General features: G+C 59.1%; 11 protein-coding genes and 5 pseudogenes. 6 read left to right on the top strand and 10 right to left on the bottom strand.

Annotated elements, in window-relative coordinates:
* Positions 1-122 precede the first annotated feature (122 nt).
* Together OKW37_RS02805 and OKW37_RS02810 are read left to right on the top strand one after the other, a co-directional pair.
* Positions 123-2,012, top strand: coding sequence for a sulfatase-like hydrolase/transferase (locus OKW37_RS02805; protein ID WP_429401144.1), 1,890 nt, complete (start codon positions 123-125; stop codon positions 2,010-2,012).
* A gap of 228 nt (positions 2,013-2,240) precedes the next feature.
* On the top strand, positions 2,241-2,918 hold the full coding sequence (locus OKW37_RS02810; protein ID WP_429401713.1) for a transposase: 678 nt from the start codon (positions 2,241-2,243) through the stop codon (positions 2,916-2,918).
* Here the strand turns inward: OKW37_RS02810 and OKW37_RS02815 are convergent.
* Positions 2,915-3,248, bottom strand: a pseudogene (locus OKW37_RS02815) (hypothetical protein); the annotation flags it as partial. The gene OKW37_RS02810 and the pseudogene OKW37_RS02815 overlap by 4 nt on opposite strands.
* 487 nt (positions 3,249-3,735) lie before the next feature.
* Between OKW37_RS02815 and OKW37_RS02820 the strand changes: the two are divergent.
* A pseudogene (locus OKW37_RS02820) lies at positions 3,736-3,840 on the top strand (IS6 family transposase); the annotation flags it as partial.
* A 166-nt stretch (positions 3,841-4,006) separates the two neighbouring features.
* A complete protein-coding gene (locus OKW37_RS02825) occupies positions 4,007-5,026 on the top strand; it encodes an IS110 family transposase (RefSeq protein WP_187639731.1) in 1,020 nt (339 codons plus the stop codon).
* Between the two features lie 1,353 nt (positions 5,027-6,379).
* Here OKW37_RS02825 and OKW37_RS02830 read toward each other — a convergent pair.
* The 6 genes and pseudogenes from OKW37_RS02830 to OKW37_RS02855 all read right to left on the bottom strand — a co-directional run bounded on the left by OKW37_RS02830 (position 6,380) and on the right by OKW37_RS02855 (position 11,212).
* The gene (locus OKW37_RS02830) at positions 6,380-6,760 is read right to left on the bottom strand and encodes a type II toxin-antitoxin system VapC family toxin (RefSeq protein WP_429401147.1); all 381 of its coding nucleotides are present in this window, start codon (positions 6,758-6,760) and stop codon (positions 6,380-6,382) included.
* Positions 6,757-6,963, bottom strand: a complete 207-nt coding sequence (locus tag OKW37_RS02835) for a type II toxin-antitoxin system VapB family antitoxin (protein ID WP_018420240.1) — start codon at positions 6,961-6,963, stop codon at positions 6,757-6,759. Before OKW37_RS02835 ends, OKW37_RS02830 begins: the two co-directional genes overlap by 4 nt.
* A 363-nt stretch (positions 6,964-7,326) precedes the next feature.
* Positions 7,327-7,527, bottom strand: coding sequence for a hypothetical protein (locus OKW37_RS02840; RefSeq protein WP_429401149.1), 201 nt, complete (start codon positions 7,525-7,527; stop codon positions 7,327-7,329).
* A gap of 89 nt (positions 7,528-7,616) precedes the next feature.
* Positions 7,617-8,310, bottom strand: a pseudogene (locus OKW37_RS02845) (IS6 family transposase).
* A gap of 62 nt (positions 8,311-8,372) precedes the next feature.
* Positions 8,373-9,350, bottom strand: a pseudogene (locus tag OKW37_RS02850) (class I SAM-dependent methyltransferase); the annotation flags it as partial.
* Between the two features lie 1,343 nt (positions 9,351-10,693).
* A complete protein-coding gene (locus tag OKW37_RS02855) occupies positions 10,694-11,212 on the bottom strand; it encodes a PRC-barrel domain-containing protein (protein WP_429401715.1) in 519 nt (172 codons plus the stop codon).
* Positions 11,213-11,979: 767 nt separating this feature from the next.
* Between OKW37_RS02855 and OKW37_RS02860 the strand changes: the two genes are divergently transcribed.
* Both OKW37_RS02860 and OKW37_RS02865 read left to right on the top strand, forming a co-directional pair.
* The gene (locus OKW37_RS02860; protein ID WP_429401151.1) at positions 11,980-12,765 is read left to right on the top strand and encodes a hypothetical protein; all 786 of its coding nucleotides are present in this window, start codon (positions 11,980-11,982) and stop codon (positions 12,763-12,765) included.
* A gap of 3 nt (positions 12,766-12,768) precedes the next feature.
* Positions 12,769-13,371: an RES family NAD+ phosphorylase gene (locus OKW37_RS02865; RefSeq protein ID WP_429401153.1), complete on the top strand. Its 603-nt coding sequence runs from the start codon at positions 12,769-12,771 to the stop codon at positions 13,369-13,371.
* Between the two features lie 765 nt (positions 13,372-14,136).
* On the opposite strand, the gene OKW37_RS02870 is transcribed toward OKW37_RS02865, so the two are convergent.
* The 3 genes and pseudogenes from OKW37_RS02870 to OKW37_RS02880 form a co-directional block, all read right to left on the bottom strand.
* Positions 14,137-14,286, bottom strand: a complete 150-nt coding sequence (locus OKW37_RS02870) for a DUF3562 domain-containing protein (protein ID WP_429401717.1) — start codon at positions 14,284-14,286, stop codon at positions 14,137-14,139.
* 190 nt (positions 14,287-14,476) lie between these two features.
* Positions 14,477-16,102 carry an APC family permease gene (locus OKW37_RS02875; RefSeq protein WP_429401155.1) on the bottom strand — a complete coding sequence of 542 codons (1,626 nt, stop codon included), beginning with the start codon at positions 16,100-16,102 and terminating at the stop codon, positions 14,477-14,479.
* Positions 16,103-16,878: 776 nt separating this feature from the next.
* Positions 16,879-17,774 (bottom strand): annotated as a pseudogene (locus OKW37_RS02880) (LysR family transcriptional regulator).
* Between the last annotated feature and the right edge of the window lie 142 nt (positions 17,775-17,916).

Below are 17,916 nucleotides of genomic sequence, written 5' to 3' on the forward strand. Positions count from 1 at the left end.
GCCTGCTCTGAAGATTCAGCAGTCGAATTTCATCGTCACTACGCTCTGGTTATTGTTTCGCTTGATACGACGATCAAAAGACGCGAGGCAACCCGCTCGCGGAGGACCAATGAGGTGGAGCCATGGATCGCAGAGATTTTCTGAAGAATGCCGGCATTGGCGCATCGCTCGCCGCAACTGGGATAATACCTGGAGAAAGCAACGCTGTGGAGCGGGGCAGTCGTGACCCACACGACGGCCGACCGCCAAACATCTTGTTCATTCTCGTTGACGAGCTGCGTTATCCGCGGGTATTCCCGAAAGGGATCGGTAGTGCGGGCGAATTTCTGCAAACATATATGCCGCGAACCTATTCGCTATGGGCTCGCGGAGTGAAGTTTGCGGGGCATTACACGGCGGCTGTTGCATGCTCGCCCGCACGCGGGACGCTGGTGACAGGTCTATATTCGCAACAGACCTGGCTGCTCACCACGATACTCGATGCACCTGACTCTCAGGTATCGATACAGCCGGTGCTCGGACGCGAGTACCCGACCTACGGAAAGCTGCTTCGCAACGCTGGCTATCGAACCCCCTACATTGGAAAGTGGCACCTCTCAGTGCCGCCTAACGTCGCGGGCCGTCTCGCGGCATACGGGTTCGAAGGACTTACTTACCCGGATCCGACAGGCAGCAACCTTCAAGGCACTGTCGGCGACGAGGCGCAGGGCTATCTCAGCGACCGTGACATCGCCGCCCAAGCGGCCACGTGGCTAGGCACGCGTCGTCCGGCCGAACGGCCGTGGTGTCTCACAGTCGGATTCATTAATCCACACGACAAAGAGTTTTTTCCCGCGGGTACAGAGTTTCAAACCTTCACCGATCTGTTCGCTTCCCGTCACTACAACCCGAGCGGACTCGCGCAATTTATCAACTTTACCGCAGGCCCTCCATCCTACGACTGGAACGCAAACCCGCTGAAAGATCCTCCCGCGCTCGCCTATCCGGCCATCCCGCCGAACTGGGAGTCATCCGATCGGATCGCGAGGTCGAAGCCGTCGACGCAGACTTTTGCGCGGCTGTTTCAGGAGACGGTATGGGGTGGTGTTTCGGACGATCCGCAGGTCAAGGACTTCAGTATCAGCCAGTTTCAGACTAATCCCGCCGATCCTCCTCTCAACCCTCCGGACGGCCTTGCAAAAGCGCCATTCACTTACTGGAAGCGCAGCCTCGACTCATATACGCAGGTCATGAACACGCTTGACGGTTACGTCGGTAGCGTACTCGACGCGTTGCCGCGTGCTGTCGCCGCCAACACCATTGTCGTCTTCACGTCGGATCACGGCGAGTATGCAAGCGCGCATGGCTTCGTTTCCGGTAAGGCAGGTTCGTGCTACGAAGAGATTTACAATGTCCCTCTAATCGTATTTGATCCCACGGGGAATTTTACTGACGACATCGACGTCGTACGGACGGGGCTCACCTCGTCGGTCGATATCCTGGCGATGCTGGTCAGCCTTGGTTACAAGGGGGATCGGGGGTGGTTAAGCGGCGATCTTGCGCAACTGTACGGCAGCCGCCATGACCTGTTGCCGATGCTCAAATCGGCGAACGCGGCGGGGCGTCCCTATGTCGTCTACACGTCGGACGAAACCGTGCCGCGAATCTACAATTTCAACAACTCACCTGGTCACATCATCGGGTTGCGAACGCCCGATACCAAGCTTGGCGTCTATTCTAACTGGACACAGGCGACCACCGAGATAGCGATGGACGGGACGATGGAATTTGAGTTCTACGATTACTCGATGCCGGGCGGCCGCCTTGAACTAGTGAACCGCAAGAGAGATCCGGCAGCCGCGGCCCTGTACAGCGCTTTGCTTGGCGACGTGCTACCCAACGAATTGCGGGCACCGCTGCCCGCCAGTCTGCTTGGGCAACAGACCGTCGTCCGCGATCGATACCTTTTGTACGTCGATCTCGTCAACGGTACGTCAAAGCCGGATTTGCCATTCCGTATTGGAGATCTTTGAATGGCTTTGGCAACTTGTCGAGGTTTAGGGGGAAAGACGGCAGCAAAAGAGCATCTTTCAGAAAGCCTAGAGGGTGTTAGGAACTTTGAATTAGACCTGGTATCCTGGCGGGATGAAAAAACGCAGGCCATACCCAACGGATGTATCGGATGAAGAGTGGTACTTCGCCGCACCGTACCTGCCTTGATGAACAAAGACGCACCGCAGCGCCGCTACGAATTGCGTGAGATGTTCAACGCGCTTCGCTGGATCGTACGTGCGGGTGCGCCGTGGCGTTTGTTGCCCAATGATTTTCCACCGTGGGAACTGGTCTACCAGCAGACGCAACGCTGGATTCAGGCAGGCTGTTTCGAGGCCATGGTGAATGACCTGCGTTCGATCATCCGGATCGCGCAGCAGCGCCGTGGTCAACCCAGCGCGGTCATTCTCGACGGGCGGACCCTGCAGTCGACCTGCGAGAGTGGGCCTCGCGCCGGTTACGACGGCTACAAACGCAAACGCGGCAGCAAGGTCCACATGGCGGTTGATACCTTGGGGCAGTTGCTTGCTGTGCATGTCACGCCGGCCAACGAACAGGAACGCGCGCAGGTCGGAGAACTGGCGCGTCAGGTTCAGCAGGCCACGGGCCAGACGGTCAAAGTGGCGTTCGCCGATCAGGCGATATACCGGCGAAGAGCCTGCGCAGGCGGCACTCGACGAAGGGATCGAGCTTCAGGTAGTCAAGCTGCCGGAGGCGAAAAAGGGCTTCGTGCTGTTGCCGCGCCGCTGGGTGGTCGAGCGCAGCTTCGGCTGGCTCAACCGCTTTCGCCGACTGGCCAGAGACTACGAGCGATTGCCCGAAACCTTGGCTGGCTTGCACTTCGTCGTATTCTCCGTGCTTATGCTTGTTCACTTTGCAGCCCTTAACAAAAGTTCCTAACACCCTCTAGGGGATTTCGGGTGACTTCGGTGATTTCGCGCCACGCGCCGAACCGTGCCGGCGAGTTGTTTGCGAAAGAGTGAAGCGCGCAGCAGATGGCGCTTGAGCGCGAAATGTTGCCGGATCGGCCCAAAACACCAGAGCCATTTCCGTGTGCGTTTCGGGTCGAAAGCCACGCACGCCCCGAAGGAAGTCCCCTTGGGGATGCGCCGCCCGCGCTCGCGTGCCGGTTGGTGGCTGTTCTCTGCGCGATTGTTCAGCCGAGCAGCCGCCTTGACGAACACGTGCTTCACATTCACAAGCTCCACGATCTCGGACAAGCTCTCGTCTTGATCGGCGCAAGGCCGCGCGGTTCGACGGCAAGGGAAAATCCTAACCTGTGGGGCTCATTACGCGTTTGCCGATAGGCCCGGCACCGGAAGCAGCGAACTTTCCAGTTGGACGGTCGCAGGGACCGTGATCATTCACCGCCAACAGAATGACTCGGCGTTCCTCGTGGGGTGGGGGCCAGCATTGCAGACCGGTCCGGCGCGTTCTCGGACAGCAGAGAAGCCGACAGTCGCCGAGCGGATCGAGAGCCTTCGCAAGTACCGCGGACGACTGCCTGCCGACTTCAAGTTTGATCGGAAATCGCTCAGCGAAAGGGGAAATGCTGAATGACCGTTGACGTACCGCAACGATTTGCAGTCGATAGTCGACGTCATTGCCTATCTGTTTTCCGCCGACGCCGGGAAGGCTGACCGGGCGGCTCTGTCGCGCAAGGCGATCAGGTAAAATTGATCGACCCAAATTGAGACGACCAGAATGGCTATGACGGGCAAGACGCTGCGTAAGACGTTGCCGCCCGGAATCACGAAGGTGCTGAAGCGACTGCATTATCCGCTGGACGTGATCCTGCTATGCGTGCGGTGATATGTGGCCTATTCGCTTAGCCTGCGTGATCTTGAGGAATGAAATGAACGCGTCCCACCCCGTGACCGAGTGAGCAAATCAAGGTGGATCCTCACTGGCCAACGGCATCGATGTACCCACGTGGAAAATAGGAAGTTTCCCAAGGCAACCGGAGGATCCAGTCGTGAATCGTACAGCAGTCGGCGTGGACATCGCGAAAAACGTGTTCCAGGTGCATTACATCGATCAGGAAACCGGCGAGATCGTGAACAAGCCGATCAAGCGGGCAAAGTTCCTTGAACATTTCGCGAACCGTGCGCCGTGCCTGATCGGGATAGAAGCGTGTGGTGGTGCGCACCACTGGGCCCGGCAACTGACGAAGATGGGCCACGAGGTGAAGCTGATGCCGGGGGAGTTTGTGAAAGCGTTCAATGTCCGCAACAAGAGCGATGCGGCGGACGCCCGGGCGATCTGGCTGGCAGTACAGCAGCCAGGCAAGCCGGTAGCGGTAAAAACTGAGATGCAGCAGGCGATGCTTGGGCTGCACCGGATGAGGCAGCAACTGCTCAAGTTCCGAACGATGCAGACCAATAGCCTGCGAGGACTGCTGACGGAATACGGCGAGGTGATGAGCAAGGGGCGAAGCAAGCTGGACAAGGAGATACCAGTGGTGCTCGAACGGCTCGCTGAGCGTCTGCCTGCTGTGATCATTGACACGTTTCGCGAGCAGTGGAACGGACTGGCGAAGCTGGACGAACAGGTAGCGCAGATTGAGCGCCGCATGCGCGAGTGGAAGAAGGAAGACAAATCGGTAAAGGCAATCGGCGAGATTCCCGGCGTCGGACTGCTGACGGCAACGGCGGCAGTCGCGATGATGGGCGATCCGAAAGCGTTCAGTTCGGGGCGGGAGTTTGCCGCGTGGGTTGGGATCGTACCGAGGCAGACGGGTTCGGGCGGCAAGGTGAATCTGCACGGGATCAGCAAGAGGGGTGACACGTATCTGCGCACACTGCTGATCCACGGTGCGCGTAGCGTCCTTGAGCACGCAAAGGAGCCGGGTGAGTGGGTCGAGCAGATGAAGAAGCGGCGGCCAAAGAATGTCGTGGTCGTCGCACTGGCCAACAAGATGGCGCGAACGATCTGGGCCGTACTGGCCCATAACCGGCCATACCGGAAGGACTATGTCAGCGTGAATCCGGCCTGAATGGCTCACGCGATGTAGAAGATCAACGTTTGACACAGGGTGAACGTCGAAAGGTTGCGCAGCAAACGAGTGTGATGACAAGCCAGGTAGGACCGGGGCCCGCCAAGCCTGAATCATTTCCAGAGCTTCGAGCTCGTTTGAGGAGTGAGGCGCGGGCCAGCGGATTTCATAGGGGGCCGTAGCCTATTGGGCTGCAACAAGCCCGGATATAGAGCAGCAGCCCATCCTGTCTGTCACACAAGCGAGAACTAGCGCAAAGGGACGCGTTCATATAGAGATGATGGCCGAGCGCGGCTTCGAGGTCGAACATTCGAGCGTGCATCGCTGGGTCATCAAGCAAAGGACGACGGAGTCGCGCAAACCGTCGCCGCCCAGTTCTATTCGCTGACGGCGTAAGAAATCCTTACCATGGTCGGATTTTTCGCCTCGTCAGCCTTATCGCGACACAACCCTGTAGGGAGCCTGATCGACCTTGGCGTGGACGTCGCGTGGACATCTGCATAATGCTCGCTCAAACGCAACCGCCAGGGTGCGTCTCAGTGCCCTGATCCATCTCGCCCGCGTGTGTGCTTCGCATGTGGTGGTCGAAAGTGTCGAAGATGAGAAATGTCTGCAGCTATCCTTGGCCTGTGGCGCGCTCTCGGTTCAGGGCTATCTCTTCGAGCCGCTCTTCGCCGCCGGCCTCGAGCAACAAGGTCTATACTCGCCAGCACTCACGCATAACAAACGTCCGCGAGAGGAGTGATCGTGCGGGACACCTGCTCATCGCCGCGAAGGAGTGCGTGCCGGTCCACCTCCTGCGCCGCCAACATGCATTGTGCTGCCTAACGGAGCCGTTTGCGAAACGCAAGCCGGCCACCAACGCCCACTAGTGCGCCGGACCTGAGGCTAGACGGCGCGCCTCACGGCGGCACCGTTGGTCACGTAGCTTTGTTCCTCGCGAGCCAAGATTGGTTGGGAGTCTCCGCCCAGACGGGAACAAATTTAGGCAAGGCGGCGTTCCGCAAAATTGTTCCCGCGCCGGACGGTCGGCCGCACCATGCACGTCGAGCCCGCCTGAGGCGTTCATCGGGGGTGCTGAGAACGGGTTGACGCAGAAATCGCGCAAAAGCTATGCAATCCAACGGCGGGCGACAGGGCTGTTCGCCGCACCTCGCAATTTGACATAAAAGAAATTAGCATTTTCATTAGTTGGTATAACTAACTATCGTGCGACATATAAAATCCGCCTGCGGACCGGAGAAGCCTCGTGAGGAACTGCTCAGGTGGGTGAGCTGTAAGACCGCAGGTTTTTGCACAGCGATAGCGCTGATCCTGGAAAGTGCCGAATGACGTGCCCGGGGGATGCCGCGCCTAGTGGATGTCATGCATATGCGCGATGCCGAGTTCACCGGCGAGCTGGGCGAGTCGTTTGTCCAAGGTCCAAAGTGACGCACCGGGAGTCATCAAAGTTGACGCAAGCAGCGTAAGGTCGCTACTGCCGCAGCCTCGACCATAAAATTGTCTTGCCTCGATAAACGCCATCACCTCAGTCCATGTCGCGTGCGTCGCATGTTGCAGCAGCCCGATGTCGTGGAGCGTACGTGCGCGGGGTGCAGGCGGAGTGCCGCAGGCGAGCTCAACAAGCACGACTGGATGGGTGAGCGCCTGATCGCTGGTGATCAGCTGGACAAGTCTCGCATTCGCGCGACGGAAATGATCGACCCACACAGATGTATCGATGAGGACGCTCATTGAGCCGCAGGCTCCGATCGGCGCCGCGGGATGTCGGGCATACCGGGCTCGGTACCGCCCAGCGACGCCAGACGCTTACCAGCCTGAACGCGAACAAACGTCTGCATCGCCACTCGAAACAGGTCGGCCTTATCCATGTCAGGGTCGGCGAGCTCGAGAGCGCGCTCGTAAAGGTTGTCGTCGATCGTAACAGTGGTTCGCATTTGACTTCCAGTTGATGCTGAATTGCATCAATTATAGCATCAAATATTTGACGCTTCTTCCTGGACGAAAGATGGGGTAGGCCGCACGGGAGTATCGAAGGAGCTGTGTTGCGTGCAACGCGCCGGATCCACGGCGTGCTCACTGCGTCAGTGTGGGGCGACCATCCGCAACGACTCGACCAACTGCCGCAGCGACGGGCTCCGCGGAGAAATCGTGCTTCCACGCGATCAAGTTTTCGAGAAACGTGCCGAAAAACTGCTTATCCCCAGGCTTGGCTTCGCGCTGCTAGAGATCACCGCTCACACCCGGGAATGTCGTAGCTTGAACTCATACACCTACAAGCCAGTGCAGCGGCGCGAGTGTTACTCCTCGACGACGATAGGCGAACTTTCGGTTCCTGCGAGAAAATCCCTGAGTTGCTCTTCGGCGTGACGTACCGCATGCAGTGGTGCGCGGGCAAGTTGCGCGTCATACAGCGCTATCAGTTTTTCAAAGTCACCGATGACGTCCGGCGTCAGACGCCATTCGCCCGTCCCATACGCGTGCGCCAGCGCCACCTCCACAGCGCACTCGGCGACCTTGAAGTGCGCGGCGGGAGGTTTTGTCGCGGTAAGGGCAAGACGCGGACGAACGGTGGTATAAGTAGGACTGCTTATGCTGCCAGTGAGTAAAACTGCTCGGCACGAGTGTATCCGATGCCACTGTCTTCCATTTGGCCCTTGGCGATCATGTGCATGAGTTCGATGCCGCTCAACAGGATGCGGGCACAACGAAAATTCTTGAAGCCGAGCATGGGCCGCGTGCGTCGCTTGATCGCCCGATGATCTTGTTCGACGACGTTGTTCAGATACTTGTTCTGGCGAATCTTGATCGGTGTTTCCCGCTCCGCGTTGAGGGCATCCAGCGCGGCCAGGTTCGCACCGCTTTTATGGATTGTCACCGTCTCGGGCTCGCCATTTTGGTCGATTGACTTTTCGAAGTAGCGCCGCGGCCTTGTCACGATGGGCGCGCAGCAGAAAATCCACCGCGTTGCCCTCCTTGTCGACTGCGCGATACAAATACTTCCACTGGCCTCGGACCTTGATATAGGTTTCATCCATTCGCCAGCTCCGACCGACGGCTCGCTTTTGGCGGCGAAACGCCTTCTCCAGAACCGGCAACACCTTGATGGCCCAGCGATGTACGGTTGAATGGTCGACCGAAATTCCGCGCTCGGCCATCATCTCTTCCAGATGTCGAAGGCTCAGCGGATACGCCACATACCAGCGCACACACGTCAGGATCACATCGAGCGGATAGTGCAAGCGCTTGAGCACCCGTGCCAAGGCTGGATTCAGAGTCGTCATCAAGCGTCCGATCGTTCGCATTGTCAGGGCACATGATACCCGACGCTTACTGCGACAAAACCCAGGTTGCCGCGGGTCATGGCGTCCATCATCACGCTAACGTGCACCAGCTGGCCACCCGGGAAGATATATCTGTCGATGAAATCACCCATGCCGCCATCGAGTTGCGGGGTATCAGCGCCGCCAGCGGTGATGCTGTGATTCATCATGAGGCCGCCCGGTCTGAGCAGACGGCGCATCTTCCCGAAGTACAGAGGCAGGTTTGGACGGCCCACGTGTTCGCACATGCCTACCGATGCTATCTTGTCGAAGGGCATGGATTCGTCGACGTCGCGGTAGTCCTGCAGTAGCATGCTGACGCGGCCGTGCAGTCCCTTTCGCTCGATAAGCCGGTTGACGTAGGCGTGCTGATTCGTCGACAGGGTGATGCCGGTCGCGGCAACGCCGTAGTTCTCTGCGGCCCACAGTAGCAACGCGCCCCAACCGGCGCCTACGTCAAGAAAACGCTCGCCCGGACGCATCATCAGTTTCCTGCAGATGTGATCGAGTTTGGCTTGCTGGGCCTGGGCGAGCGACATGGCGGGCGCTGAAAAATACGCGCATGAATACACGCGCAACGGGTCGAGCCAGAGGGCATGGAACTCATCGGAAAGATCGTAGTGGTGCGCGATCTGCGCGACATCCCTGGCGCGGCTGTGATGAGTGCGCTCCCAGATCGCGCGACCGGTGCGATTGACATGGCGCTTCAGCCATCCATGCGCTTCCTGGGAGGGGTCCTGGCGGAGCAACGCGGGTGCGGTCGCCATCAGGTCGTGCAGGTCACCTTCGATCTCGAGCCGGCCTTCCACGTAGTCTTCCGCCAGCCGCCCGATTGCGCCCTGCGTCAGTTGCCAGAGCGCCCGCATGTCCCGGATGACGAACGACAGCCGCGGCTGCGCCGCTCCGATGTGCTGGCCATCGGGAAGTCAAACCGAGCACGGCAGTGGCAGGCTGGCAATCTGCTGTTCGGCAGGTTGCCGCAAAAGGCTGGATAGAGTCATGACAGCTGTCTCCTACTGGCAATGTCGCAGCGCTCCTGGGCGCGAGGCGATGACTCCACGTCCAACTCAGATCATTCTTCTATATTCGAGCGCCTCGTAAGCGCAGCGATCCAGAATCGCTGAACAAATACAGATGTGATGATGCTGTGACGCTGTTACCGCAGCATCATTCATGCCGTACCCGATCGGCGTCGTTTGCGCTGCAACGGTTCTGTTCACATATGTCATGACGTGACTTATAACGATCGTATCGGATTCGAATGCGAAGCGTCGGGTGTATATCTTCAGAAACGAGATGTGAAACGACGACGGTGTCGTGCAACGTGGGGTCCCGCTGATTGTGCAATCAGGTCCGATCATCTTCATGACTGGGGCATACGGCCACCGGTTTTTTGTCTGCTGGTCCTTTTCGCCGTATTGTTCATCTTCTCCATCAGAGGGTTGGGGGTTGTCTCCCCTTGTTCCCGAAAATGACGCTCCGGACCGACTCTCCGTAAGGCGTCGTACCGAATCTGCTGCCGCGGTCGTTGTCAGGGCTCCATGCCACCGGTACCGTGCGCAAACAGGCCGGCGAGAGCATTTCGCCGATGTTCCCGGAGAACACATGAACAGGATGCAAAAAAATTCAGAACAGCGCCGATGAGCGATCGCGCGGCATGTATGTCTCACGGTTGGCACGATGGCGTTGGTATCAGCTGCATTGCAGCTGATAAGCCACTTTCGCCCCGACGGCAGCACATACGGCCTCTACGGCGGTCTTTTGTCAGAAGGATTTCTCTATTCGATTCGTCATGCTGACAGTTCCCTCCTGCGGCAAGGCCGTACAGAGGGGGCTCAAGAGAACCAGCGGGCTCCAGATGGCCATACATCACGCCTGGCCGAAATCGCGACCGGTCGCCACCACCAATCAATCCGGCCCAAGGCGGACAGGACATCCCGCCGAACCGCGACAGCAGCCAGGCGATATGGCGCCATCCGAACTGACTTGCTGGCTTTCCTGCGACAAATTTATAGTGGAGAGCGTACAGAATAAAGCCAACGACGATGGCGAACAGGACGGAATCGGTCTTAACCCGGTTCGGACGATCACCCACTTACACGTAGACGGGAAACATCATCCTGCTCCAGATACGGCCCACGCCGACGTCGTGGCTTCCATGGGCTCATGTGAACCAGCGCGCCACTTCGCGGCAAAACCGCAGCCAGTTCGGCGTAACCATTGCGGTGACGGATGGGGCGCCGGTTCCCCCGGCTTTCCTGAAGCTCGCCGGGACAAAAAACGGCGTACCGTTTTCAGGCAATGCGCCGGTCTTTGCCTCCGCGCGACGTGGACGTCGCCAGTGTTAAAGTTTGACGTCCCCTCGCTCCGGTGACTCCGGCGAATCCGCAACGGTTTCACCGATCCGCATATCGCCGCGCTCGTCGACGGGTACTTCTGCGCGGCCTTTCCAGTATGGCTCGCTGCCGTAGTACGCATGCACGGTGGCGGCCCAATTCGGATCGGCCATCGCCGGCCAGTTATCCTTGTCGAAGCCCGGGGCATTCCTGATCTGCTCGGACGATGCCGACAGCACAAAACATTCGCGCGACGTATCGAGCGTCAGCATGCACCAGGGGATCGCGAGCAGCTTGCTGCCGATGCCGAGAAAGCCACCGCTTGCCAGCACCGCGTACGCTACGCGGCCAGTGCGCACGTCGAGCATGATCTCCTTGATCTTGCCGACGTCGTCGCCGTCCGCACTCAGCACGGTATTGCCCTTGAGCGTCGCCGCGGCCATCACGTCGGGGCCCGGGCCGCCGGCCGGATCGCCGCTCGTGCGCGCGATCTGTGCGCCGCCTTCAGTGGCGGACTGATTGGTCAGGTTCATGATAGGGCTCCTGTTTATCAACAATGGCTTGATGAAACTGCGTGCCGGCTGCGTGACGCTAATCACGCCAACAACTACTGCGTTCTTTGTCGGGAGACTGCCGCCCGGTCGCGGTAATTTTTGTCGGGCAAATCCTTGACCCGATCGCCAGACGCGTGCCGCGTAGAAATGCCGCAAAGCGTATGCCTGGGCGACCCGTGAAACCGGTGCGCGCGTAGCAATACAGCCCATTGGGCGCGCACGGGAAGTCTTTAGCTTCGCTTTTCGACGCCGCTCAGCGCGCGACGATGGACGTGGCGATCCGGTCGGCCAACTGCCCAAGAATTTGGCACAATGCAGCGGCTTGCGCCGCGGCGTCGCGGTTCGTCATCTCTGAACTGAACGTGGCTTGTTGCGACAAAGTCATCTCAACTGGCCTGGCTGGCGGCGACTTTTCTCACGAAAGTGAGAGGCACGGCAGGTGGTCCCCCCGCGCCCGCTGCGGGCCGCAAAGCAGCTGACAGCAATGGTCCCGAAAAACGGCGCAGGCAATCGCTCTATACGCAACTAACGGTCAAGCCGGCTCACCAACAGCCACCGGCTGCCGGCGGCAATAGTCGGGGAGCAGAACGACGACTCCGGTAAGTGCTGAAGCGGTTCCCGTCGGCCCCGCGAGCGGACGCAGGCAACAACGGCAAAGGTTCACGTCCTTTACTCCCTTGACAACCTTGACGGCGTTGCCATCTCCGGATTATCCTTGATCGTTCCCATGGAGAGACGTCATGTCTACGGCAACCATACACGCGTCAGAGTTTTCGCGGCTACTCGTGCGTGCTGCGAAGGTACTCGATCGTACCGGCGCGCGTACGCCGGAAGCGATCCGCAAGGTCGTGGCCAGATCGATGCAGGCCGATATCGGTCAGCTTCCCGCCAAAAAGCAGCAGAAGTTCGCGCAGTCGATCGCGCTGTTCGCGCAGGGCTTCGATGATGCGCTGGCGGCCGTCACTGACGCGGCGCCCGGGATCGCGCCGGCTGCGAAGCCAGGAACCGGCCAGCGCCGTCGTGCGCCCGCGCAGCGCGCCCGTTCCGCGGCGGACTCCAGGGCGGGGCGTCGTGCAGGGACGTCCTCGGTCGAAGCAGAAATGTTTGCGGAGGCGATGGCAGCCCGAGCCAAGCTCGCTAAGGAAGGGCGGTTGCTTGAGCCGGCGGAATTCATGCGACGTGCGGGTGTCACCCGGCAGGCAATCAACCAGCGGCTGAAAACGGGTTCTCTGTTCACCGTGGACGGTCCCAACGGGATCAGCTATTACCCGACCTTTTTTGTGGACGAGAGCCTCGACCGGCGCACGGTTGCTCGAGTATCCCGGGCTCTGAGAGGGCTGCCCGGCGCTAGCAAATGGGCGTTCTTCTCGAATCCGCGGCATTCGCTCGGCGGCCTTACCCCGCTGGAGGTGATCGGCGGCAGGCAGCCCGGGCGAAGGCAAGGCGGTCGTGCCCGCATTGATGAGGTCGAGCAGGTCAATTTGCCGATGGTGCTGCGCGCCGCAGCGGGCTACGCGGAGGAATAGCCTTTGCCTGCTCGCCCTCTTAAAAGTCCGGCAAGGAATTTCGGCACACTTGAATTGCCCGTCGTCACGGTAAAAGCAGAGCTGCTGTTCCGTATCTCGAGTTACGAGTCTGGCGAGCCGCATTTTGGGAAAACTGCAAGTCACCGGTTCGACGATTCCAGAAGGGAATACGGGACCAGTTACTTTGGTCTGAGTCTGGCAACGGCCGTCGCAGAGTCCCTGCTTCACGACCTCGAGCCAGTTGGGACCCGATATCAGGTGGCGGCCGATGAAGTGAAGCGTCGTTTTATTCATCGATTCGAGGGCAGGGATCTCGCGCTCGCTGATCTGACAGGCCAAAGCATGAACATTCTTGGCGCGCACGCCGGGCTGTTTGGTGCCGCGAACTACAGCATCCCGATGCGCTGGTCCCGGGCGATCTATGCGCATCCAGCTGACGTGGACGGAATACTCTACGTGTCGCGAATGATGGCGCCCAACCTGGCTGTCGTGCTTTTTGATCGGGGTCGAAGTATCGGGCTCACGCAGCGCACGCCTTCCAGGGCATTGGCGAGTAGCGCGGCTTTCGCGAAGATCCGGAAGGATCTGCGCATTGCTTATTCCTAGGCCATGTTGCCAGCTATCGGGGTGCGAACCAGTGCGTGTGCCGCCTCATGAACCCGCGGGTGACGTGGAATGGTTTCCCTTCAGTACTGTCGATTGCCTCGTTCGATATCGTTGCGAGTTAATCGCATTCGGGAATTGAGCCTGTTTCGGCCGTTTGTTTGCCTGAAGGCGACCTGGAACAAAGCGATATGGTGTGACACGTCGCGACGAACAGGCGCGATCGGGGTACTGAGGAGAAGAGCGCCCCCACGGCCCAAACTCGCCGTGGGGAATGCATCAGTTATCGGCGTGATCCAATGCACGCCGTGGTCACCCAGCCGCAGGTCAAAAACATTCGAGCAGGTTAGTGGCTCCAAAGCGGCGTCGTGGCTCAGTGCAATCGGCCACAAATGGCCGTCCATGTGCTTCGTCGGTCGGACATTCATGGTTTGGCTACACTCTGTAAGCGGTCATCCATCGCCAAAGACGAACGCTCATTCATCGGCCATTGCGGACGCTCAGCGTTCAGCCGCCGTGCGGCTGCAGCACACCGCTTCGCTGTCATTCGCGACGAGATGCTCTCCAACGTCGGCTTCCGGCAATGGCGAATGAGTCTTCACGACCCGCTCCGGCCGTTGGCGCCGGCACCATCCAACTGGCCGCTTTGAGGGGTGAACGGTCGTCCGCGCCGCATGCCGGCACCTACCGCCTGGGCCGGCGTTCGCTCAAAGTCTGACGTCGTCGGCTGGCAAGTAGATTGACGTCTGGCGTGCTCGGCAATACGCATCAACGTGCGGCGTCCTTCGCTGCTCGGCGTAGCGCATCGCGAACGCGTTTGGCGACGGGTACCGGCACGTAGTCCATTATTTTCGGCACCTCGCTGTATTCTGCCCACGTATCAGAGGCGGCGCCGCTTGTTCGGACAGGGGGCCGGATTTATAAGTTCAGCGGCTGTGGCAATCACGCTGCCGATTTGGTCGCTGGCAGCATCGCGAAGTATGCCTCATCCGGAGCCTCAAGACGACATGAGCCTCACCGGACGCGCGACGATTACCGCCGTCTCACCTCGAATCGGGCGCGCCGCCGAACCTATCCCGGCGCGCGCCGTAACAACACCCTCCGCAGATCACAAGGTGTGTTCGATTTCGATCAGGATCCTGCCTGTTTCTTCGGCGGGAAGCGCCGTGCGTTTGGCCAGTTCGATCACGACAACGCTCCAGACGGCGGTCACGGCAACCGAGCTCCAAAAGCCGAGAACACCGTAGCCGCCGAGATCGTGACCACTCAGCGCGGAGATGGTCCACATGCCGCCGAACCAAGCGCCCAGCCACCAGATGTGGCGCCAACCGAAGTTGGCGGGGTCCTCATGAGCGATGAGATGATAATAGATCAGATAAAGCAGGAAAATGAACAGGACGATCATAAATAACCACGAAACAGTGGCGAGGCCGCTCCACAGAATAATCAAATTGCAGCAGATGAACGCGGTCGGGGCGAGGATGCCGGCGGCACCGAGACGGAACGGCCGCTTGAGACCCGGATGATCCCGGCGCAGGATCAGTAACACGATCGGCCCTATACCATATGTGAGCGCGGTGATGTCACTGATGTAATCGACCATCTTCTGCCAGGCCGGGAAGGGTAGCAAGAAAACCACACCGATAACCCACATGAGCACCACCGCAACCCAAGGCACCTGTCCGCTGTTCAGCTTGGTCAGTGCCGGCGGGCCCGCCCTCATTTCGCCATTGGCAAAAAGAATTCGCGCGCCAGCGGTCACGTAGATGAGGCCGGTGCCAGCGGGGGAAACGGCTGCGTCGATATACAGCAACGTCGCAAGCCAGCCAAAGCCAAGCCCGGCGGCGAGCCCCGCGAAGGGGCCCTTCACGCCTGGGAAATTGATCTGCCCCCAACCGTGGACGATATCCTGCGGCTTCACCGAGTTCAAAAAGCCGAGTTGCAAGAGGATGTAGACGATTGCGGAAAGTACGACGGAACCGATCACTGCCAGAGGAATGTTACGGCTAGGATTGGCACTTTCCCCGCCAAGATCGATCGCGGTCCTGAAGCCAAGAAAGCTGAACACGATCCCCGCAGAGGGGAGCGCGAGGAAAACACCGTTCGGATCGTAGCTGTTAGATGCGGCTGTCCACACGCTGGTGCCATGGGGCCAGAGCGGCGCAGTCTCATGGGCACCGGCGATAATCAGGACGATTGCCGTTAGAAGTGGTACCGCGATCTTCCACCATGTGACCGTACTGTTGACTGCCAGAAGCCAGCGAATAGCCAGGAGATTCAGGAGTGCCAGAATGCCGACCAGGACTGCGCAGGCGATGAAGCCCGCCGCTGTCAACACCCCGTCGTTACCGACGAGATGGGGGTAAAGATTGTTCGCATAGGTCACAATGCTCTCCGCCTCGACGGAGGGCACCGCGACATAAGAGAGAAACAACATCCAACCCCAGACCCGACCCAGGCCCTGGCCGTGGCTCGCGTGGCTCATATGCACAAGCGCGCCCGAACGCGGAAAAAGGGCGGCGAGCTCGGAAAAGCAGAGGGCGATAAGCATAATGATGATCGCGCCAAGGATCCAACTCCACAAGCTGAGCGGCCCAGCGATTTTTGACGCATGGAGCGCACCAAACAACCAGCCGGAGCCGATCATACTGGTTGTACTCGCGAATAGCAGGCCGATGATGCCTGCGTCTCGACGTAGGCTCTTTCCCGTACTCGTCGTGGATGAATTCGACATGGTGGATAGTCCTTCTCGGTTCTACAGGACGGCAGGTCTCCTCTGCTTTTCACCTTCCAGAGGTTCCGGGTTATGCAGTGGCATCCTTGGCCGACGCCATTGCCGACAAACTCAATACCTGACTGCGCACCACACCGCATTAGTGCACGCCGTGGTCCTATCCCGGGGCACGGAGAGAATTCTTGTTCGTAGATTAAGGTACACCATGAATGGCAGCTTAGCTTAGTCAAGCCGTTGTGCAACTAGGGACCAACGAGCGGCAGCTTTGACCGAACTACTTTGACAGGGTATTCGAGGGCATTCGGCAGCTTCCGGAGTGGACCAGCCGTTCAAGTGACTGCTTTGTGGGATCGGCGTGCGGCTGCAATTGGCCGGCAGTACGCGTTCACACAAGTCGCCGGAAAGCTGCCGTTGAGGATTCCAACGTCGACTCTGTAAAACGTTCATCGAACAGATCCTATCGGCCACAAGGGGACCATCGTCTGTTTTGAAATGCAGACGTTCAAATGACTGGTCCACCCCGCAACCTGCCTTTCACAATCACTAGCGCTGCCACCGAGTCACTGCAAATGTAATCCAGTTCAGCTTCTCCTTAGGTCCAAGGAGGGAAGCGTCGACATTGGTGTCCTTTTTATGGCGCTTTCGCGAGACATGATGATCGGCTCACGCCGCAACGAGATGGCATGGAGCGCGACATCCTTTTGCTTCCTTGGAAGTCCATCCGCGACGTTGATTTGGATAACGTATGGAAGTGATCGGTTGATTCGAAATTGAGTTCAGGTGCCTGTTCGTCGGACGCGATCAAGAATGTAATCGATGAAGGCGTGCGTCGCGCGCGTCTGATGACGGTTCGGCATATAGAGCATGTACATGTGGGTGCCGAAGATGCTCAGCCGCCACTGATCCAGCGCTGTCACAGCGTGGCCTTTCCGCAGGTCATCCATCACGACGTAATCCGGCACAATTCCCACGCCCAGTCCGGCGAGAATGGCCTGTCTCAAGAAGGTGAAATTCTCCGAGATGAGGCTCGGTTCGAGCATGACCTCGTGACGCTCGTCGTCAAGATAGGCCGCGACGCGTGTCTGTTTGCCGACGACCGTGGCCGTGATAACGGGCACGATTCGAAGCTCGTCGAGCCTCGTGGGCATGCCGTGCTGCGCGGCGTACGCCGACGACGCACATGCGACATAGCGCACCGGTCCCATGTCGCGTGCGACCAGACTCTGCGGCGGCTCCGGCATCACGCGCACCGCAATGTCGACCTCGTCGCGCAGCAGGTCTTCCACGCGATTCTCGAACATCACATCGAGCACGATATCCGGATACTCGCGCTCGATGTGATAAGCCACTCCGACATTACGAGTTGCCCGTAACCGCTCGGAACTGAAAGCCGCACCCGCCCTTGCAAGCGTTGACCGAGCGTCGACACAGACTCCTGTGCCGCCAGCAGCGCATTGCGAATCGACCTACCGTGCTCGTAGAGCGTCAGCCCAATATCGGTCGGCTCGACGCGCCGCGTGGTTCGACGCACCAGTTGCATGCCGACCGACTTCTCGAGCTGATTCAGGTGATAGCTGACATTTGCGCGGGTCATCTTGAGTCGCCGCGCCGCTTCGCTGAGATTGCCGGCATCGAGGATTTCGACCAGCAAAGAGAGTCCGTTGACGTCCACGAGTGGGAGGATTGTCAAATTAGATTTGACAGTCTGTCAATCCCGGCTGGAATTGTCAAGGCAGTCTGTCCCCGCGAGAATGCAGTCAGCCTCTCAAACACTCGAATTCAGACCGGAGACAGCATTCATGACGTCGAGCAGC

It is taken from the genome of Paraburkholderia sp. MM5482-R2, assembly GCF_050436125.1.
Taxonomy (GTDB): domain Bacteria; phylum Pseudomonadota; class Gammaproteobacteria; order Burkholderiales; family Burkholderiaceae; genus Paraburkholderia; species Paraburkholderia tuberum.